20 protein-coding genes are annotated in these 17,144 nt (G+C 63.6%); 1 reads left to right on the top strand and 19 read right to left on the bottom strand.

The genetic code is table 11. The features are described 5' to 3' along the window. Nucleotides 1–58: 58 nt before the first annotated feature. Nucleotides 59–760, bottom strand: a complete 702-nt coding sequence (gene rpsB, locus BW934_RS08615) for a 30S ribosomal protein S2 (RefSeq protein WP_076347123.1) — start codon at nt 758–760, stop codon at nt 59–61. A gap of 375 nt (nt 761–1,135) precedes the next feature. Here rpsB and BW934_RS08620 point away from each other — a divergent pair, with 375 nt between their 5' ends. Next, nucleotides 1,136–1,414, top strand: coding sequence for a hypothetical protein (locus BW934_RS08620; protein WP_076347125.1), 279 nt, complete (start codon nt 1,136–1,138; stop codon nt 1,412–1,414). A 137-nt stretch (nt 1,415–1,551) separates the two neighbouring features. Here BW934_RS08620 and BW934_RS08625 read toward each other — a convergent pair whose 3' ends face one another. The 18 genes from BW934_RS08625 to fliM all read right to left on the bottom strand — a co-directional run bounded on the left by BW934_RS08625 (nt 1,552) and on the right by fliM (nt 17,137). After that, nucleotides 1,552–2,019 carry a hypothetical protein gene (locus BW934_RS08625; protein WP_143232604.1) on the bottom strand — a complete coding sequence of 156 codons (468 nt, stop codon included), beginning with the start codon at nt 2,017–2,019 and terminating at the stop codon, nt 1,552–1,554. A 123-nt stretch (nt 2,020–2,142) separates the two neighbouring features. Then, entirely contained in the window at nt 2,143–2,898 is a 756-nt protein-coding gene (locus BW934_RS08630) for a hypothetical protein (protein WP_076347129.1), read from the bottom strand. Nucleotides 2,899–2,919: 21 nt separating this feature from the next. Next, nucleotides 2,920–3,408 (bottom strand): chemotaxis protein CheD, encoded by a 489-nt coding sequence (locus BW934_RS08635; RefSeq protein ID WP_076347131.1) that lies wholly within the window; start codon nt 3,406–3,408, stop codon nt 2,920–2,922. Further along, nucleotides 3,401–4,021: a chemotaxis protein CheC gene (locus BW934_RS08640; RefSeq protein ID WP_076347133.1), complete on the bottom strand. Its 621-nt coding sequence runs from the start codon at nt 4,019–4,021 to the stop codon at nt 3,401–3,403. The genes BW934_RS08635 and BW934_RS08640 overlap by 8 nt, the downstream gene beginning before the upstream one ends. Further along, nucleotides 4,018–4,485, bottom strand: coding sequence for a chemotaxis protein CheW (locus BW934_RS08645; RefSeq protein WP_084182546.1), 468 nt, complete (start codon nt 4,483–4,485; stop codon nt 4,018–4,020). The genes BW934_RS08640 and BW934_RS08645 overlap by 4 nt, the downstream gene beginning before the upstream one ends. A gap of 20 nt (nt 4,486–4,505) precedes the next feature. Next, nucleotides 4,506–6,506 carry a chemotaxis protein CheA gene (locus BW934_RS08650; RefSeq protein ID WP_076347135.1) on the bottom strand — a complete coding sequence of 667 codons (2,001 nt, stop codon included), beginning with the start codon at nt 6,504–6,506 and terminating at the stop codon, nt 4,506–4,508. Between the two features lie 4 nt (nt 6,507–6,510). Then, the gene (locus BW934_RS08655; RefSeq protein ID WP_076347137.1) at nt 6,511–7,110 is read right to left on the bottom strand and encodes a CheB methylesterase domain-containing protein; all 600 of its coding nucleotides are present in this window, start codon (nt 7,108–7,110) and stop codon (nt 6,511–6,513) included. Further along, the gene (locus tag BW934_RS08660; RefSeq protein ID WP_076347139.1) at nt 7,107–7,988 is read right to left on the bottom strand and encodes a cellulose synthase operon protein YhjQ/BcsQ; all 882 of its coding nucleotides are present in this window, start codon (nt 7,986–7,988) and stop codon (nt 7,107–7,109) included. The genes BW934_RS08655 and BW934_RS08660 overlap by 4 nt, the downstream gene beginning before the upstream one ends. Beyond that, nucleotides 7,981–9,126: a flagellar biosynthesis GTPase FlhF gene (flhF, locus tag BW934_RS08665; protein ID WP_076347141.1), complete on the bottom strand. Its 1,146-nt coding sequence runs from the start codon at nt 9,124–9,126 to the stop codon at nt 7,981–7,983. The genes BW934_RS08660 and flhF overlap by 8 nt, the downstream gene beginning before the upstream one ends. Beyond that, entirely contained in the window at nt 9,123–11,171 is a 2,049-nt protein-coding gene (flhA, locus tag BW934_RS08670; RefSeq protein ID WP_076347143.1) for a flagellar biosynthesis protein FlhA, read from the bottom strand. The genes flhF and flhA overlap by 4 nt, the downstream gene beginning before the upstream one ends. 6 nt (nt 11,172–11,177) lie before the next feature. Beyond that, on the bottom strand, nt 11,178–12,263 hold the full coding sequence (gene flhB / locus BW934_RS08675) for a flagellar biosynthesis protein FlhB (RefSeq protein ID WP_076347145.1): 1,086 nt from the start codon (nt 12,261–12,263) through the stop codon (nt 11,178–11,180). A gap of 3 nt (nt 12,264–12,266) precedes the next feature. After that, complete coding sequence (locus BW934_RS08680; RefSeq protein WP_076347147.1) at nt 12,267–13,043, bottom strand: flagellar biosynthetic protein FliR; 777 nt, start codon at nt 13,041–13,043, stop codon at nt 12,267–12,269. Between the two features lie 7 nt (nt 13,044–13,050). After that, a complete protein-coding gene (fliQ, locus tag BW934_RS08685; RefSeq protein ID WP_076347149.1) occupies nt 13,051–13,320 on the bottom strand; it encodes a flagellar biosynthesis protein FliQ in 270 nt (89 codons plus the stop codon). 17 nt (nt 13,321–13,337) lie between these two features. Further along, the gene (fliP, locus tag BW934_RS08690) at nt 13,338–14,156 is read right to left on the bottom strand and encodes a flagellar type III secretion system pore protein FliP (RefSeq protein WP_407639957.1); all 819 of its coding nucleotides are present in this window, start codon (nt 14,154–14,156) and stop codon (nt 13,338–13,340) included. 8 nt (nt 14,157–14,164) lie between these two features. After that, on the bottom strand, nt 14,165–14,638 hold the full coding sequence (locus BW934_RS08695) for a FliO/MopB family protein (RefSeq protein WP_076347151.1): 474 nt from the start codon (nt 14,636–14,638) through the stop codon (nt 14,165–14,167). Further along, the gene (locus BW934_RS08700; protein WP_076347153.1) at nt 14,638–14,997 is read right to left on the bottom strand and encodes a response regulator; all 360 of its coding nucleotides are present in this window, start codon (nt 14,995–14,997) and stop codon (nt 14,638–14,640) included. The genes BW934_RS08695 and BW934_RS08700 overlap by 1 nt, the downstream gene beginning before the upstream one ends. Before the next feature lie 30 nt (nt 14,998–15,027). After that, nucleotides 15,028–16,164 carry a flagellar motor switch phosphatase FliY gene (gene fliY, locus BW934_RS08705; RefSeq protein WP_076347155.1) on the bottom strand — a complete coding sequence of 379 codons (1,137 nt, stop codon included), beginning with the start codon at nt 16,162–16,164 and terminating at the stop codon, nt 15,028–15,030. Further along, nucleotides 16,151–17,137, bottom strand: a complete 987-nt coding sequence (fliM, locus tag BW934_RS08710) for a flagellar motor switch protein FliM (RefSeq protein ID WP_234969699.1) — start codon at nt 17,135–17,137, stop codon at nt 16,151–16,153. The genes fliY and fliM overlap by 14 nt, the downstream gene beginning before the upstream one ends. Nucleotides 17,138–17,144: the final 7 nt, after the last annotated feature.

Consider the following 17,144-nt stretch of genomic DNA (forward strand, 5'->3'; position numbering starts at 1 on the left):
CCGCGTCACGCGGCACAAAAAAGGTGACGAGAGCGCGACGCACCCGCCACCTCACTTCTCACGCGGTGGTCTCTTCTCCACCCTGCGTGCCTTCCAGCACAGCGTCCGCCATCTTGCTCGTCAGAAGGCGCACGGCGCGAATCGCGTCGTCGTTACCCGGAATCACATAGTCGATCTCGTCGGGGTCACAGTTCGTATCGACAATCGCAACAATGGGGATGCCGAGCTTGCGAGCTTCGGCGACCGCGATACGCTCCTTGCGCGGGTCGATAATGAACAGCGCGTCGGGCAGCTTTTTCATCCCCTTAATGCCACCCAAGAACTTCTCCAGGCGCTCGCGCTCCTTCCGCAGCAGGATGACTTCCTTCTTCGGAAGAACCTCAAACGTCCCGTCTTCCTCCATCCGCTCGAGCTCCTGAAGCCTGCGGATACGCTTCTGAATCGTGTTGAAGTTCGTCAACGTGCCGCCCAGCCACCGCTGGTTGACGTAATACATCCCGCAGCGCTCGGCCTCTTCCTTGACGGCCTCCTGGGCTTGTTTCTTCGTACCCACAAACAACACCGTGCCACCGGACGCCGCGAGCTCGCGCACAAAATTGTACGCCTCTTCCACCTTGCGCACGGTCTTCTGCAGGTCAATGATGTAAATTCCGTTCCGCTCCGTGAAGATGTAGCGCGCCATCTTCGGGTTCCAGCGGCGCGTCTGATGTCCGAAATGCACGCCCGCCTCAAGCAACTGCTTCATTGAAATGATCGCCAAACCGGGTTCCTCCTTCTTGTTTGCCCTCCGGACCGTTCATCCGCACCGCCGACCCCATGGGGCACCGGACGACGCATCCCGATCCGTGCGTATTCGATCTCAAAGGTACGCACCGCCCCATACTATACCACAGCCCCTCGAGCATGGGCAACCGCGTGTTGGACGCAAAGCCAAGCTCAGAAGCCTGAGCCACAAGCCTCCCTCGCGCACGTCCAACCACGCAACCGTTCCCTCAGCGCGCCACGGCACTCCTCTTGAGGCAACTTCCTCAGTCAGTTTGTCCGTGACTGCGCTTCCTTTTTCAGCATTTCCTAAAGTGTGCCGCGACGAGCGCGCATCGCGGCGACACACTTCACAGAAGGGAGACCTGCGAACATGGCCACCAACAACTTCAACATCGCGGACTCCGTCCGTCAGCTGCACCTCGGCCAGGTCGTGACGGTGTTCACCACCGCAGGCGGAACAGGCGGAGGCGGATACACAGGCGCCATCGTCGGCGTCGACAGCAACAACCTGTACCTCCTGCTCGCGCCCGCCGCTGCACCGACGGGCGTCACCGGGGCGTACGGCACGCCGGGAACCGGCGGCACCTTTGGCGCCCTCGCGACCATTCCGCTGAACCAGATCTCCTCCATCGTACAAAACGACCTGTGACGCCTCTCGAGCAGGACGGAGCAAAAGGGCCCTCCCCCTCTGGCTCCGTCCCCCGCTCACCGAAGAGCGTCTGATCGGCCGCCTTCGCGGCATCGGCGCCTGCCAGCGCCTGCCGCAAAGCAGATCGCCGACACGCGTCACGCGATCCTGCGCACGACGCAGGCAATTTGATCGAAGCGAATGATGGCCTCCGCCACAATGGGGCGCTCCGCGCTCATCGATTCACCTTCGTGTGCAAAAAGACCCAGGTGAAGATACGTAGGTGTCGCGCGCAGGACGACACCCGTAAATCCGGATTGGGACGGGCCTACGCCCACGGTGTAAACCGTAATCCGGTCTCCAATGCGGATGTCGGCCGTGTCCAGCTGAACGGGCGCCGCGTGCGCCCCCTCCGCTCCACTCGCCGCATCCGGCGTCTGAATCTCTGCGCTCCCGTCGGCTCGCTCCAGCCAGCGCCCGCCGAACTCCGTCATCCCCCGACCCATGCGCCTGTCGCTCGGTCCCCTGCTCCCGCGGCCACGACACACCGGTGACGCAATCCACGCGCTCGATCCGCCCGCACGGCAAGCACGCCCCATGACCCGATTTCTCGTCCTGACCTTCATCGGCTGTCCCCCCGGTCCCATCGCCGCCGTGTACCGCCTGCGCCGACGCGATGGACGAATGGTCTCTCTGCCCATCGTACGTTCGGATCTCAGCAAACGGTGACGGCGATTTTGAGGCCGGCCTCAGTGCACCCCCGGTTTCGAACGCTCCGCCATCCGCAACAATTCTTCCACGAGCGCGATCTCGTCCTTGGACACGCCCAATCGGGCCTCAATTTCGTCGTCGCTCAAACCCTCGTGCAGCAAATCCAGGATGGAAAAGTAAACGCGCTCGCGCGACATGGAGGCATTCGGCCATGACGCATCTGACGCATGCTCATGTTGGTCAGCGATGACAAGCTCTCCCTCTCCCGGCTTGTCTAAGGGCTCACGCCATGCGCCAACCCGATGGGAGCCCGCCGCCCCCTGTTCATCTTCCGAAGTTGGCTTCGTCGACCCATTCCCCGATGTTTGGCTCGCGGCGAGGTTCGGCTCCATGGCGACAGGCCCCTCCGTCGCTTGCTCCCCTGAGGCGTCGGCAAGCGGGGAGCGCGCCGGCTCGCGCTTGACCCACGCGTGGGCGACAGCCTCTTCGAGCGCCCGAATGCGCGCTTCAAGCGCCCGCCGCTCTCGTTCCCATTCCTCGTACAGCTCCTCGAGAACCTGAACCGCCAGCTGCGCGTCGGCGCGACGCAGGCGAGCCATCTCTGAGGGACGGCGCGGCCATGCTCCGCTCGGCCCATGACTTCGAACAGAGCCCTGGAGTCCCCCTCGCACCTGCGAGGCCGTCCACCGCAAAAAGCCCTTGAGGCCCGGATGCCGTTTCCACGCGCCGCTGACCCCGTACAGCACGGCCAGGAGGATCAGGCAGATCAGTGCCAAAATGAGCGTCTCCCACACGCCTACTCCCCTCCTCCATCCTCAGAGTACACGGGTTTCGCCCCGCGCTGTCCGAATCGTGAGCGCACAGGACGGGAGCTCAAACCCTATGGTCCGGCCCTGGTGTCCACCCACATCCCGCCCGATCACCGGAATGCCGCGCGCGGCAAGTTCCTGGGCGACGGCCTCCACGTTTCGTTCCCCGATGCGCAGCGCCTCCATTCGCACGCCTTGAAACATCTGAGCTCCACCCGCGTATTTGGCGACGAACCGTTCGGGACTTGCACCGGCGCGAACCAGCTCGCCCACCAGCCAATCGATGGCGGTGTCCGCATATTTTTGCGGCGCCTTGGTCTCGGCCGAGGGACTCGCAGGGAGCATGACGTGCACGAGCCCCGCCACTTCCACCGTCGGATCGTAAATCACCACGCCGACACACGAGCCAAGTCCTGTGGTCACCAGTCGGCCTGGACCGCAGAGCAGAGCTCCCTCGGCAATCCCCACGCGAATCTCCGCCTGCCCTTCAACCACTTGGCATCTGCCCTCGCAGCGTGTCGAAGAGCTTCGGCGCACTTTCAAAGTCCGGAAGCAAGAAAAAGTGCGCTTGAACCTCCCGCCCACCGTGCATGAGGCGCGTCGAAATCAGAAGCACCTCATTATCTTCGCCGCTTCCGAACATCAGCCCGATGTCGAGAAGGGCTGCCGCCATGTCGATGGCCACCGCAGGAATGGACTGTGCCATCCGAAACCCACACAAGTCGGAGATCGCCGCGACGTATGCGCCAGAGAGAATGTTCCCGACTTCCCCGAGTGCCGAATACTCCAGTTCCCCGTACGGTTCACCCGGCTGGCGGCCGGGAATCAGCCCGTTCACGAGGCGATCTGCGCTCTCCAACGAAAGCACGACGAACATGCTGCCTGCGATCTCGCCGTCGATGCGGATGTACACCGCGACCACCATCGCGTCGCTCCCGCCGACCACGTCGACGACCTCGGCGAACCGGCACAGGCGAGCATCCGTGACGGACATGCGGACGACGCCGCCCAACAGGACAGACAGCGCGGTTGCCGCATGGCCAGCCCCGATGTTCCCGAACTCCCGGAGTGCGTCGAGATCGGCGCCACTCAGCTCATACGGATTCATCCGTGCACCAACTTCTCAACCTGCCTGAGCTGCTCGGCCTCCACGGCCGAAAAGACCCGCTCCAGGTTCAAAAGCACGAGGAGCTCGTCGCCTGTCTGCGCCACGCCCCGGAGGTAGACCGCCTCGAGCCCACCCACCACGGCTGGGGGCGGCTCCACGGCCTCTGGCGAAATGGGCACGACGTCTTCCACGGCATCGACCAACATGCCGACGACCATGTCCTCCACTTCCGCCACCACGATCCGCCTGTCCTCACCGTCCACGTCCGCGGCCCGCTGCAAACCGACGCGTTCGGCCAGGTCGATCACGGGTACGATGGTACCGCGCAGGTGCATGACGCCTTTGATGAAGCTGAGCGTCCGGGGTACCGGCGTGATGTCACTCACGCGCTCTACGGATCTCACTTGAGCCACATGCGCCCCGTAGCGCTCGGAGCCCACGCGCATCACGACATAGAAATCCACCTTACGCCCCTCCTTCGCCGTTACGCGATCGTCGCGATCGCGCGGACATCGAGAATGAGCGACACGCGGCCGTCGCCGAGAATGGTGGCGCCGGCAAACTCGCGAACGGCCTGCAGATACTTTCCGAGCGGCTTGTTGACAATTTCGAGCTCATCCAACACGGCATCGACGACGAGCGCCAGTCTGCGCCGCCCGTCCCAGCACACCACGGCCGTCTGGGGATAAGCCTCGTTGCGCGGTCCGAGGCCCAAGCGCTCCGCCACGTCGATGACCGGGATCATCCCCTGGTCGTCGCGGAGGACGGGACGCTCGTGCACGTGGCGCACCTCGTCGCGGCTTATCCTGCGCACGTCCACCACATTCGCCGCGGGAATGACAAACACCTGCCCGCGCACGGAGACGAGCAGCGCCGACAAGATGGCGAGGGTGAGCGGCAACTCGATGGTGAAGGTCGTCCCCTGGCCAGGCACGGAATCGAGGCGGATGGTGCCGCCGAGCGCTTCGACCTTCTCGCGGACGGCGTCGAGTCCGACGCCTCGCCCGGAGATATCCGAGACGCGCTTGGCCGTGCTGAAGCCTGGGCGAAACAGGAGCGCGTACACCGACTCATCCGGCATGGCCGCACCCTCCTCTGGCGCGACGAGCCCCTTGGCGACGGCGGATTCGAGCACGCGCTCGCGATCAATGCCCTGACCGTCATCCGACACCTCAAGGTACACGTGGCCGCCCGCGGTGTACGCGGCCAGGCGAATGGTGCCGCGCCGCGGCTTGCCGTTGGCCTCTCGCACGTCCGGCGGTTCGAGGCCGTGATCGGCCGCATTGCGGAGCAGGTGCACGATGACCTCGCCCATCTCCTCGAGGACGACTCGGTCCATTTCCGTGTCGAGGCCCGTCATGACAAAGTCGAATTCGCGCCCGAGGCGGCGCTCTAAATCGCGCATCATGCGCGGATAGCGCTGGAAGATGGACTCGACCGGCACCATGCGGAGCCGCATGAGTCCATCCTGCATGTCGGCCGTCAGGCGGTCCAAGCGTTCCACGGCGTCGCGCAGCTCCGCATCTCCCACGGAGGCGGCGAGCGCGGTGAGGCGCGTCTTGGTGATGACGAGATCGCTGAGCGCGTTGATCAGGGCGTCGACCTTGCGCACGGGTACGCGCAGCTGCGCCTCGCGGCTGTGACTCGACGAGCGGTTGGGCGTTTCTCTCGTGGACGGCGCACCGGTCGTTTCCGGCGTCATCGGCTCGGGCTCGGCGGTCTGCGCTCGTTGCGACGCTTGATCGGCGCGAGGCTCTGGGTCCACGAGGTCCACGTCACAGCGCGCGATGTCTGTGAGGTCGAGCACACGCTGGCGGACGCGATCGATCTCGCCCGGACGCACGGCGACCGCCACAAGGGCCTCGGTGCTCTCGATCTTCCCGGCCATGACCTCGTCCTCCGGAGGATCTGCCGCCAGAAGCTCGCCTGTCGATTGGAGCGCCTGATACGCCATCGCGAGCCGAACTCCAGGCATGACACAGTCGGGCGCGAGTTGAATGCGCACCGCATAGAGCGCTTGCCCTTTCGCTTCCACCTGTTTCGCCAAATCTCCCCATGGGACGACCAGCGCGCTGCTTGACGCTTCGTCGCCCATCGCGCCCGGCGCCTGGTCGCGCACGCCTGCGAGCGCCTGCAGCAGGTGGTGATCAGGCTCCGCGGGTTCCGCCCCCGACGACGCGATGGCCTCCAGCCTTGCGCGCATCCGATCCACCGCCTGCAACAACACGTCGATGTGCGCAGACTCGAAGCGGACGCGCCCGTCGCGCAGGGCGCCTAGCAGATCTTCCATCTTGTGCGTCAGACCCGCCAGTTGGGAGAAGCCCATCGTGGCGCTCATGCCCTTCAAGGTGTGCGCCGAGCGAAACATCTCGTCGAGCAGCCGGGTCTCGAACCCGTCGCGCTCCAGCGCCAAGCAGCACGCCTCAAGTTGTTCGACGTGTTCCATTGACTCCGCCAAAAACGCATCCAAATATTCTTCTTGCACCGCGTCACCTCCCAGCTTCACACACGCGCGCGAGACGAGCCGCGATGGCGTCCAGCGGCACAACTTCGTCCACCCAGCCGGCCTCCCGAGCTCGGCGAGGCATCCCGTCGACGACCGCGGTCTCGGCGGCTTCTGCGATGGCATACCCTCCGGCCTCGCGGATCGCCCGAAGCCCCTCGACCCCGTCCCGCCCCATGCCAGTGAGCAAAACGCCCACCACGCGCACGCCCCGCAGGGCAGCCACACTCGCAAAGAGCGCATCGATGGAAGGCAGGTAGAGGTCCGTCTCGTCGGGCGGGCGCACGGCGCAGACGAGCCTCGCCCCCTGCGCATACACCTCTGTGCGCCTTCCACCCGGCGCGACGTAGCCGTGTCCGCCTTCCACCCGCATGCCGTCGCGCGCCTCGCAAACCGGCCATTCGCTCTCCCGGTTCAGTCGCTCTGCGAACGCCCCTGTGAACGACTCAGGCAGGTGCTGCGCAACAAGGACAGCACACGTATCCAGAAGCGGAAGATCCCTCAAGATCGCCGAGACGGCAGCCGGGCCGCCCGTGGACGCGCCCAACGCGATGACGGCGCGCACCTCCATGCCAAGGTCCGTCATGGGGCCGCTCCCCCTTTGCGATCCCGTCCTCCGCCTCCCACCCGTTCCTTCATCCAGCGCGCCAGCTCCCGAATCCCGGCCGCGGCAGCTGAAGCGGGCGCGTGCTGCAGCACGGGGATCCGCGCCATCACGCTCATGGCGACGTTCGGATCCTCTTGCACCCATCCGGCGTACACGACGGCCATCTGTAGAAACTTGGACGCCGCATCCACCAAACGCATCGCCGTGTCCTCCGCCTCCGCGCGCGATTTCGCGCGATTCACAACGAGCCACGGTTGGACTCCGAACCCTTTGGCCCGCATCCACTTCAGCAGGGCGTAGCCATCCGTGATGGCCGTCGGCTCCGGCGTCACCACGCAGATGGGATGGGCGCCCTGCCGCAGGATCCGCTCGGCAAAAGCGTGCGCACCCGGGGCACAATCGACCAACACCCAGGCATAGCGGGGCGACACCCGGACTACGCCACTCCACAGCCGCCTCCAGCTCTCGTCGTCGATCTCGTCCACAAACCGCCCGCTTCCACCCGCAAGGACGTGCACGTTCGGCCGCGGGGCAACGAGCGCATCGTCCATCGCCGTGCCCGCGAGGACGTCGCTCAACGTCCAGAGCGGCGTGGAATCAAACAGAATTTCCACGTCGGCAAACCCCGCGTCCGCGTCGATGACGAGCACGCGCATGACTTCTTCCGCAAAGGCCAGGGCCAAATTGACGCACAAGTTCGATTTGCCCACGCCGCCTTTTCCGCTCAGGATGGCAAACACCGGGGCCGACGGCAGTAGCGCATCGCTCGTCTGGTCCGCGGGTTGCGCCTCGGGCGCCCGAGCGGACCTGCCCCAAAGAGACATCTGTTCACGCAAGCGTGACGCTTGGTCAGCCATCGTGGCGGGCCTCCTTCCACGCCTGAAGGACGTCCCTGACGGACACAATGTCGATATCGTCGGGCACGTTTTGCCCAGTCGTCACGTAGGCCACGGGCCATTGGCACAGCGCCACGAGGCTCGGAATCATGCCGACCGATTCGGTTTCATCCAGCTTCGTGAAAATGAACTTGTCCACACCGAGCGGCTTCGCCATCTTGGCCATCTTCAACGCGTCGGCCGGTTTCGTGGTGAGGGACACCACGAGCAAGACCTCGTCCGCCTCGATAGGGCTAAGCATCCGCTTGATTTGCTCGATGGAGGACCCATGGAGGAAGTTGCGCCCCGCCGTGTCGACGAGGACGAGATCGCAAGCCCCAAGCGACGCCAGCGCGGCAGGCACGTCGTCCGGTTCATCCGCGATGGCGATGGGGACGTTCAGGATGTCAGCGTACGTCCTCAGCTGTTCCACCGCGGCGATGCGAAACGTATCCGTCGTCAAAAGCCCCACCCGCCGCTGACCCGCCAAGACGTGCAGCGCGGCAATCTTCGCGATGGTCGTCGTCTTCCCCACGCCGGTCGGGCCCACGAACGCGACGATCCGGCTATCCCTGCGGATGGGGGCCGGGTCGGCGAGCGGGCCGAGATCGGACGCAACGGCGCCAATCAGCTGTTCCTTTGGGCCGGTTGCTGACGCGGCTTCTTCAGCGCCCAGAACGGCCATCCGCGCCCAGCGGTCCGCGAGCACGCTGTCCACGCCCTCCGCGAGCAAAAACGCGCGCCACCGCTCGTGCGGCTCGGGGGCCGTCAACGGCGGCGCGGTCGGTTTCGAGCGATTCTCCGCGAGCATGCGCTTAATCTCCGCAAGTTCGCTCGTCAGCTCTGACCATGCGTCGGGCCCCGGCGCGGCGGGGGTGAAGACGTCTCGCGGCTCCGACATGGCTTTCTTGAGCGCCTGTCCAAAATTCGCTCCTGCGCTTGCGGCGAAGTCCTCCTTCGCCGCGGCCATCACTTCGATCCGCCGCTCGGATTTGAGCCCCAACCACTTGCGCACGCGAATGTTTCGCGTGCTCAGGATCACGGCGTCCTGCCCCAGTTCCCGGCGGATCGACGCGACGGCCTCAGGCATTTCCCTGACGACGTAACGGCGAACGATCACGTCACATTCACCACGCCTCCGCTATGAATTGAAACCGACGGATCGAGCTCAGCAAAGGACAGCACGGGCAGGTCTGGCACGTAGCGCCGAACGAGGCGGCTCAACGGAAGCCGGAGCCTGGGATGGACCAAGAGCACGGGCGATTTGCCAAGGCCCTGGAGCTCGCTCCACTGCTCCTTGAGCCTCCTGAAGATGGCCTGCGCCTTGCCCGGTTCGAGCCCGATCGACACAGCGCCTCCTTGTTCCACCACGGCCTGCTGCATCTCGCGCTCGAGCGAAGGATCGAACGTCAAAACGGTAAGGCCGTCCTCGCCCTGCAGGTACTGGGCGCAGATGTGGCGAGCGAGCCGCTGGCGCACCCTCTCCGTGAGTTGATCGACATCCTGCGTTTGACGACCGGCATCGGCGAGCGCCTCGAGAATCGTCGCAAGATCGCGAATGGGTACGCCCTCTTCGAGCAGGTTGCAGAGCACCCGTTGAATGTGTCCGAGCGACAGCGTACCGGGGTACACGTCCTCCACCACCGCGGGTTGCGTCTGTTTCAGGTGGTCTAAAAGTTCCTTCACCTGCTGGCGGCCGAGCAGCTCGTGCGCGTGGCGCCTCAACACCTCCGTCAGGTGCGTGGCCATGACCGAGGGCGGATCCACCACGGTGTAGCCGCTCGCCTCGGCGCGCAACTTCATATCCCCTGTCACCCACAGCGCTGGCAAGCCGAACGTGGGGTCTTGGGTCGGAATTCCCTTGATCTCCGGATTGTCGATGCCGGGGCTCAGCGCAAGCCAGTGCCCCATCACGATTTCGCCTCGCGCCACCTCGACACCTTTCAGCTTGATGACGTACTGCGTGGGTTTGAGCACCACGTTGTCGCGCAACCGAACCATGGGCAAGATCACGCCGAGATCCGTCGCCAGCTGCCGCCGAATCATCGCGATGCGCTCCATGAAATCGCCGCCCTGCCGCGCGTCGACGAGGGGAATGAGGCCGTAACCGACCTCCAACTCGACAGGTTCCACCGTGATCAACTGATACACGTTCTCGGGCTTTTTGGTCTCGGACCGCTTCTGGCGAACCGCCTCTTCTTCCTCGCGCTTTTTCTGCAATGCGCGGCGGCGTTCGGCTCGCCGAGCGATGAGCGTGGCACCCCCGGCAATGGGAAGGACGGGCAGAATGCCGATGGGGGTGATGAGGCCGAGCAGCAGGATGGCTCCGCTCACCACGTACAGCCCGCGCGCATATCCGAACACCTGCTTCACGACATCGGCGCCCATGTTTTGATCCGTAGCGGCGCGCGACACCATGAGACCGGTGGCGGTGGAGAGGAGGAGCGCCGGGATTTGGCTCACGAGCCCGTCGCCCACGGAGAGCATCGTGTAGGTGTGCAACGCTTGGTTGAACGAGTCGTGCTGCATGGCCACGCCGATGATGAGCCCCGCCACGACATTGATGGCGACGATGAGCATGGAGGCGATCGCGTCGCCCTTCACGAACTTGGAGGCACCGTCCATGGCCCCGTAAAAATCGGCCTCTTGCTGAATTTTCTCGCGCCGTTTGCGCGCCTCGGCCTCCTGAATCAATCCCGCGTTCAAATCGGCGTCAATCGCCAGCTGCTTGCCAGGCATCGCGTCCAACGTGAACCGGGCGGCCACCTCGGCCACGCGCTCCGCACCTCGGGTGATCACGACGTACTGCACGATGATAATGATGAGAAACACGATGAAGCCGACGACAGGATTGCTGCCAATGACGAAGTTGCCGAACGTCTGAATGACCGCGCCCGCGTTGCCTTGGCTCAGGATGAGCCGCGTGGTGGAGATGTTGAGAGACAGTCGATACAGCGTCGTCACGAGCAGCAGAGATGGAAATATGGAAAATTCGAGCGGCTCCGACGTGTTCATCGCGACGAGCAGAATCGTCATCGATAAAAACATGTTGAACAAGATGAGCACGTCGAGGAGCGGCCGGGGAACGGGGATCACGATCATCACGATGGTCCAGAGGATAAAAAGCATGACCATCAGATCGGTCCGCTTCAACCAGTTCGCCATCGTCCGTCACCTCCGCCCCATCCCGCGCATTCTGTACACATACGCAAGGACCTCCGCGACCGCTTGATACAGGTCGGGAGGAATTTCTTGACCGATGTCGACCGTCTTGTAGAGCGCCTGCGCCAGCGGAGGATTCTCCACCAGCGGCACGTCGTGCGCTTCCGCCCGCCTTCGGATCTCCTGTGCGACGAAATCCGCGCCTTTCGCCAGCACTTGCGGCGCGCGCATCGCATCGCTCTCGTACGCGAGTGCCACCGCGTAGTGCGTGGGGTTCGTGATCACCACGTCTGCCTTGGCGACGCTCTCCATCATGCGCCGCTGCGCAAATTGCCTCGCGCGCCTTCGGATGGCCGATCTCATTAGCGGGTTGCCCTCGGTCTCTTTCAACTCGTCCTTCAGTTCCTGTTTTGACATCCGCAGGCTCCGCTCCAAATGGTAACGTTGATAGCCGTAGTCGATCGCGGCGATGGCCACCATTGCCACGGCCACCCGGATGGCAAGATTGAACACGGAGCGCCCGAGAATGCTTGGCACCGCGGCGAGCTCCGCAGCGGACAGGTTCACCATCTCGCGTGCGAGCGACGCCATCGACGTGTAGGCCACAGCGACGACCGCGGCGAACTTCAGCAGCGACTTCAACGCCTCCACAGCGCCTTGGAGGCTCGCGATGCGCCGTATCCCCGTCGCGGGGGAAATGCGGGTGAAATCGGGCAGCAACAGCCTCGGCACGAACATGGGCCGCACCTGGATGACCGCCACGGCCAGGCCTGCGATCACGGCCACCAGCGCGATGGGAATCATGATGCGCGCCGCCATCATCACCTGTTGAGCCATGAGGGCGCGAACGGTCTCGACCGTCCACGACTTCGTGGAGACGCTGCCGAGATCGCGCTCAATCAGATTTTCCCACTCACCCCACACGGCGGGTCCGAGGATGCGCATGACCACCAACACCGCCGCGAACGCCACGGCCGAGGTCAGCTCAGGGCTGCGGGCGACGCGCCCTTCCTTCCGAGCTTCCTGCCGCCGCCTGGGCGTCGCGCGCTCCGTTCGCTCACCTGCGGCGAATCGCTGGAGTTGCAGTGTAAGCATCCTTCACCCTCCGACCAGGCGCATCACGGTTTGCATGTTGAGGAACACGAGGTTCATCAACTGTCGGAACAGCCCCACGGTCACGGGCATGGCCACCGCGAACGACGCCAACCCGACAAACAGTTTCGCGGGCAATTCCACGACAAAGGCGTTCATCTGCGGCACGGCGCGCGCGAGAAGAGCAAACGTGACATCGCAGAGAAACAGGCTCGCGAAGACCGGCAGTGCCACGTCGACGGCCATCAGCATGACGGTGTCCATGGTCTGCGCGCAAATGACGAGCCAGTTGGACGGCAAGTGCCAGTCCGCGATGGGAATGAGCCGGAACGATTCCAGCACGGCGACAGACAGTCCTTCGAGGCCTCCCATGCCGATAAACAAGATGGAAAACCACACATTGTACACGTTGCTGAACACGCCGGCTGCGCCCGAAAAGCCCGGCATCGCAAGCTCGGCAACCGCCATGCCAATCTGAAGGTCCACGAGCTGACCCGCGATGTTCATGGTGTTGAACACCCACGTGGCCACAAACCCCAAAACGACGCCGATCACGGCTTCGAGGGCAAAATCGACGACGAACGCACCAGGCTGCGCCACCAAATCGGGAACCGGCGCGTGCATCGAAGGAACCGCAAACGCAGCGAGGGCCATGGCCAGAGCCACTTTCGCCGCATTCGGCCAGTAGACGCTCGAGAAAATCGGGGCGGCGAGGACGAACCCACTGGTCCGCGCGGCCATCAGCAAAAACAAATTGAAGTGTGACAGAACATCGTTCACCATGGACCCTTCACATCACGTACTGCATCAGGTTGCCGAGAACGGCGTTGGTAAAATCGATCAAATTCTGTAGCATCCACGGTCCAAAGGCCAACAGCGCGATGATCACGGCGATGATCTTCGGAATGAACGCGAGCGTCTGCTCCTGAAGCTGCGTCGTCGCCTGAAAAATGCTGACCAGAAGGCCCATGGCCAACCCGAGTAGAAGGACCGGTGCCGTGATTTTCACCACAAGCCACATCACTTGGGCCGCAAGGCCAATGACGTACGTATCGGTCATCGAACTTCCTCCTTGCGCTATGTGGCGTAGCCGGCGAGCAGGGATTTGACCACCAAATACCAACCGTTGACCATCACGAACAACAGGACCTTAAAGGGAAGTGAGATCATGACCGGCGGCAGCATCATCATGCCCATGGACATCAGCGTCGTGGAGACGACGAGATCGATCACGAGAAACGGCAGATAAATCATGAATCCGATTTGAAACGCCGTCTGAAGCTCGCTCAGCGTGAACGCGGGCACAAGGGCCGACATGGCAATCGACTCGGGATGACGCTCCATCTCGGGCGTCAACGTCTCGTGGCGATAGGCGAGAAACAGTTCAAGGTCCTCCGTTCGCGTCTGCTTCGCCATGAAAACCTTAAACGGCGCCTCCGCACGATCGATGGCCACCGTCTGCGAGATTTGTCCGCGAAGATACGGCTGGAGTGCTTGCGCATTCGCCTGCTCAAGCGTCGGCTGCATCACGAACAGCGTGATGAAAAGCGCCAGTCCCACGAGCACCTGGTTCGGCGGAGAGGTCTGCAACGACAGCGCGTTGCGCACAAACGAGAGCACGACGATGACGCGCGTGAAGCAGGTCATCAGGATGAGCCCGGCCGGGGCGAGCGTGAGTGCGGTCAACAGAAGCACAATCTTCACGGTGTTGGCCACTGACACCGGCCCCGATCCCCCAACGGAAACGCTCACGCCCGGAATGGCTGGGACGCTCGGCGACGTCTGTGCGCACACGGTGGAAGGATGAAATCCCATCACGAGCGCCAGCGCAACGAGGGCCGTTCCAAACGCCAGACGCGCGGCCGCCCGACGTTGGCCCTGCCGTTTGACTGCCATGCCCTGCCTCATCCACCCTGCCGCCTTTCCCTCACCCGGTCCAAAGCTTCGCGCAGCGCCCCGCCAAAACCGCCGCCGACCTCGGCGAACGTGTCCTCATCCAGGGGCTCGCGCTCGAGAGGATACGCATCTGTGACCTCGGCGAGCAGCCGAACGTCCTCGCCGACGCCGAGCAGATACAGCTTGTCGCCGACACGCACCACCTGCACCGATTTGTTCGGCGCCAACTGGCGAGCCGCCACCACCTCGATGTGGCCGCGCGCTGCAACGCCAGCCCGTCTGCCGAGCACCCGAAACAGCACGGCGATGAGGAGCAAAATGACCATCAGCGCGACGACGAGCTGCACGTACGCCCATCCGCCGCCACTTGTCAGTGGGGCTGCCTTGGCGGCCCACGCAGTCTGCGGCGCCGCCAGCACCACGCTGACGGCGAGCCCCCCCGTCACCCGCTCTGGCCATGACCGCGGCCTCATTCCCACCATCACCGCAGCGCCTTCTGCACCGCTTCGACGACGCGATCGGCCTGAAACGGCTTGACGATAAAGTCCTTGGCCCCCGCCTGGATCGCCTCGATCACCATCGCCTGCTGGCCCATCGCGGAACACACGATGATCCGCGCGTTGGGATCCAATTGGCGAATACGCTTGATGGCCTCGATCCCATCCACCTCAGGCATGGTGATGTCCATCGTGACGAGATCGGGATGAAGCTCTTGGTACCGTTCGACGGCCTGAGCTCCGTCCTGGGCCTCGCCCACGACCACGTGGCCATTTTTGGTGAGAATGTCCTTGATCATCATCCGCATGAAGGCGGCGTCGTCCACCACCAAAATGTTTGCCATTCCTCATCCCTCCTGCAAAAGGTGCCGCCCTCAGGGCAGCGGATCGATTCGTTGGTCCGCTTGGACGATGTCGGTCACGCGAACGCCAAAGTTCTCGTCGATCACGACCACTTCTCCGATCGCGATCTTTTTCTGGTTGACATAGATGTCCACAGGTTCACCGGCGAGCTTGTCCAGTTCAAGGATGGACCCGGGCGCGAGCTCCAGGATTTCGCGGATCCGTTTCTTCGCCCGCCCCAGCTCCACGGTCACGTTGAGCGGGACGTCGTACAAAAGCGACAGATTGGCCGCAGGTCGCGCGTCGCGCCGGGGCACGTCCTCGTCGAAATCGGGGAACACCGGGCGCCGAACCGGCACGCTAGGCGCCTCTTCCTGCGGCGAGCTGGGTTTCGCTTCTTCCGGTTTCGCACCTGCATCCGCCGGCTGCGACAGCGGTGCGGAGGACACCGCCGAGTCGCGGCTCTCCACACCGCTTTTTCCAGACGGCGCTTCCGTATGTACCTGCATGGATTGCACCAGTTCGCGCGCGAACGGGACAGGCATCAGCTGCATGATGTGCGAATCGATCAGCTCATGCACGCGCAGGCGGAACTCGACGTTCACGAGCTCTTCGGCTGCTCCAAAAGCTGCCTCCGCTTCATCTGGCGTGAACGTCACCACCCGCACGGAGGGCGGCGAGATGTTGATGTACCGGCCGAACAACTGGCTCATCGCCGTGGCCGCGCTCCCCATCATTTGGTTCATCGCCTCACCGACAGCACTGAGCTCGATCTCGCCCAGTTCACCGCCGCCCTCCCCCGGCTCGCGCCCCATCATGAGGTCGGCGATCCGCCGCGCATCCTCGATCTCAATCGCAAGCGCGTTCGTGCCCTCCAAACCTTCCGTAAAATCCACCTGCACCAGGACGTACGGTGTGGGAAATCGGCTCTCCACTTCCGAGCGCGGCACGAGGCTCACAACCGGCGTCGTGATGTCCACTCTGCGCCCCAGGAGCGAAGAGAGGGACGTCGCGGCTGAGCCAAAACAGATATTCCCAATCTCACCCAGCACGTCGATCTCGCCCGCCGAAAGGTTTTCCCCATGCTCGCGCGACGCGGCTTGTTCCGACGCACTGCGGAACAACGCGTCGATCTCGTCCTGCGACAGCTTCATGTTATCGTCCACCATCCGCATCTGCCTCCCACTGACCCACGATCTTCACCGCATACACGCGGTTTCGTTTGCCCACGCTTCCCCAGAACGCAGGTCGCCCGTCGACGTAGACGAGCGCCGGATCGCGAATCGTCTGGCGCAATACGATGGTGTCGCCCTCGCACAGATCGAGAACTTCCCGCACCGTCAGCTCCGCCTGCCCCACTTCCACGCGGACGTCGACCGGCACGCTGAGCAATTTGTTGCGCAGCTCGTCGTTCAACTGCCGCCTCCCGCTCTGAAACGCTGGATCCATGTAATAACGGTTGCTCAATTTCGACAGCACCGGCTCGATGGTCACGTGCGGAATGCACACGTTGACAAGGCCCGACGTTTCTCCGACACGGACGCTGATGGTCACCACGAGCACCGTTTCGTTGGGCGTGGTGAGCTGTAGAAACTGCGGGTTCATCTCCAACGACACGAACTGGGGATCGAGATCGACCACGCTCCGCCAAGCCTCAGCCAAGATAGCCGGCACGCTGTCGAACAGGCGGCGGAATAGCGAGACCTCGATATCGGTGAGCTCCCGCACCCGGTACGGTCCAGTACTGTCCCCGCCCATGAATTTGTCCAGCATGGCAAACACGACTTGCGGATTCATCTCCATGACCATGCGCCCGTCGAGCGGATGCATGTCGTAGACCTGAAGAACGGTCAGCGGCGGGATGGACCGAATGAACTCGTCGTACGGGACCTGGTCGACGGACTCCACCTGAATCTGCGGGACCGATCGCAGTTGACCCGACAGTTGGCTCGTGAGCAAGCGGCAAAAGTGCTCGTGCATGCGCCGAAAGAAGCGGAGATGGTCTTTGGAGAAGCGCATCGCACGGCGAAAGTCATAGACCCGCACGCGCGGATGGGCCTCCGCCCGTTGCTGCGCCTCGGGGTCGATCTCGCCTGTCCGAATGGCATACAAGAGTGCGTCGATTTCGGACTGAGATAGCACCTCGGAC

The sequence above is a fragment of the Alicyclobacillus vulcanalis genome (genome assembly GCF_900156755.1).
GTDB classification, from domain to species: domain Bacteria; phylum Bacillota; class Bacilli; order Alicyclobacillales; family Alicyclobacillaceae; genus Alicyclobacillus; species Alicyclobacillus vulcanalis.

Excerpts from the sequence above, each read along its gene's own strand:
- BW934_RS08620 (WP_076347125.1), top strand. The coding sequence starts at position 1,136 with ATGGCCACCAACAACTTCAACATCGCGGACTCCGTCCGTCAGCTGCAC.
- BW934_RS08625 (WP_143232604.1), bottom strand. The coding sequence starts at position 2,019 with ATGAAGGTCAGGACGAGAAATCGGGTCATGGGGCGTGCTTGCCGTGCG.
- BW934_RS08640 (WP_076347133.1), bottom strand. The coding sequence starts at position 4,021 with ATGAATCCGTATGAGCTGAGTGGCGCCGATCTCGACGCACTCCGGGAG.
- BW934_RS08655 (WP_076347137.1), bottom strand. The coding sequence starts at position 7,110 with ATGACGGACCTTGGCATGGAGGTGCGCGCCGTCATCGCGTTGGGCGCG.
- BW934_RS08660 (WP_076347139.1), bottom strand. The coding sequence starts at position 7,988 with ATGGCTGACCAAGCGTCACGCTTGCGTGAACAGATGTCTCTTTGGGGC.
- flhA (WP_076347143.1), bottom strand. The coding sequence starts at position 11,171 with ATGGCGAACTGGTTGAAGCGGACCGATCTGATGGTCATGCTTTTTATC.
- flhB (WP_076347145.1), bottom strand. The coding sequence starts at position 12,263 with ATGCTTACACTGCAACTCCAGCGATTCGCCGCAGGTGAGCGAACGGAG.
- BW934_RS08680 (WP_076347147.1), bottom strand. The coding sequence starts at position 13,043 with ATGGTGAACGATGTTCTGTCACACTTCAATTTGTTTTTGCTGATGGCC.
- fliQ (WP_076347149.1), bottom strand. The coding sequence starts at position 13,320 with ATGACCGATACGTACGTCATTGGCCTTGCGGCCCAAGTGATGTGGCTT.
- fliP (WP_407639957.1), bottom strand. The coding sequence starts at position 14,156 with ATGGCAGTCAAACGGCAGGGCCAACGTCGGGCGGCCGCGCGTCTGGCG.
- BW934_RS08695 (WP_076347151.1), bottom strand. The coding sequence starts at position 14,638 with ATGGTGGGAATGAGGCCGCGGTCATGGCCAGAGCGGGTGACGGGGGGG.
- BW934_RS08700 (WP_076347153.1), bottom strand. The coding sequence starts at position 14,997 with ATGGCAAACATTTTGGTGGTGGACGACGCCGCCTTCATGCGGATGATG.
- fliY (WP_076347155.1), bottom strand. The coding sequence starts at position 16,164 with ATGGTGGACGATAACATGAAGCTGTCGCAGGACGAGATCGACGCGTTG.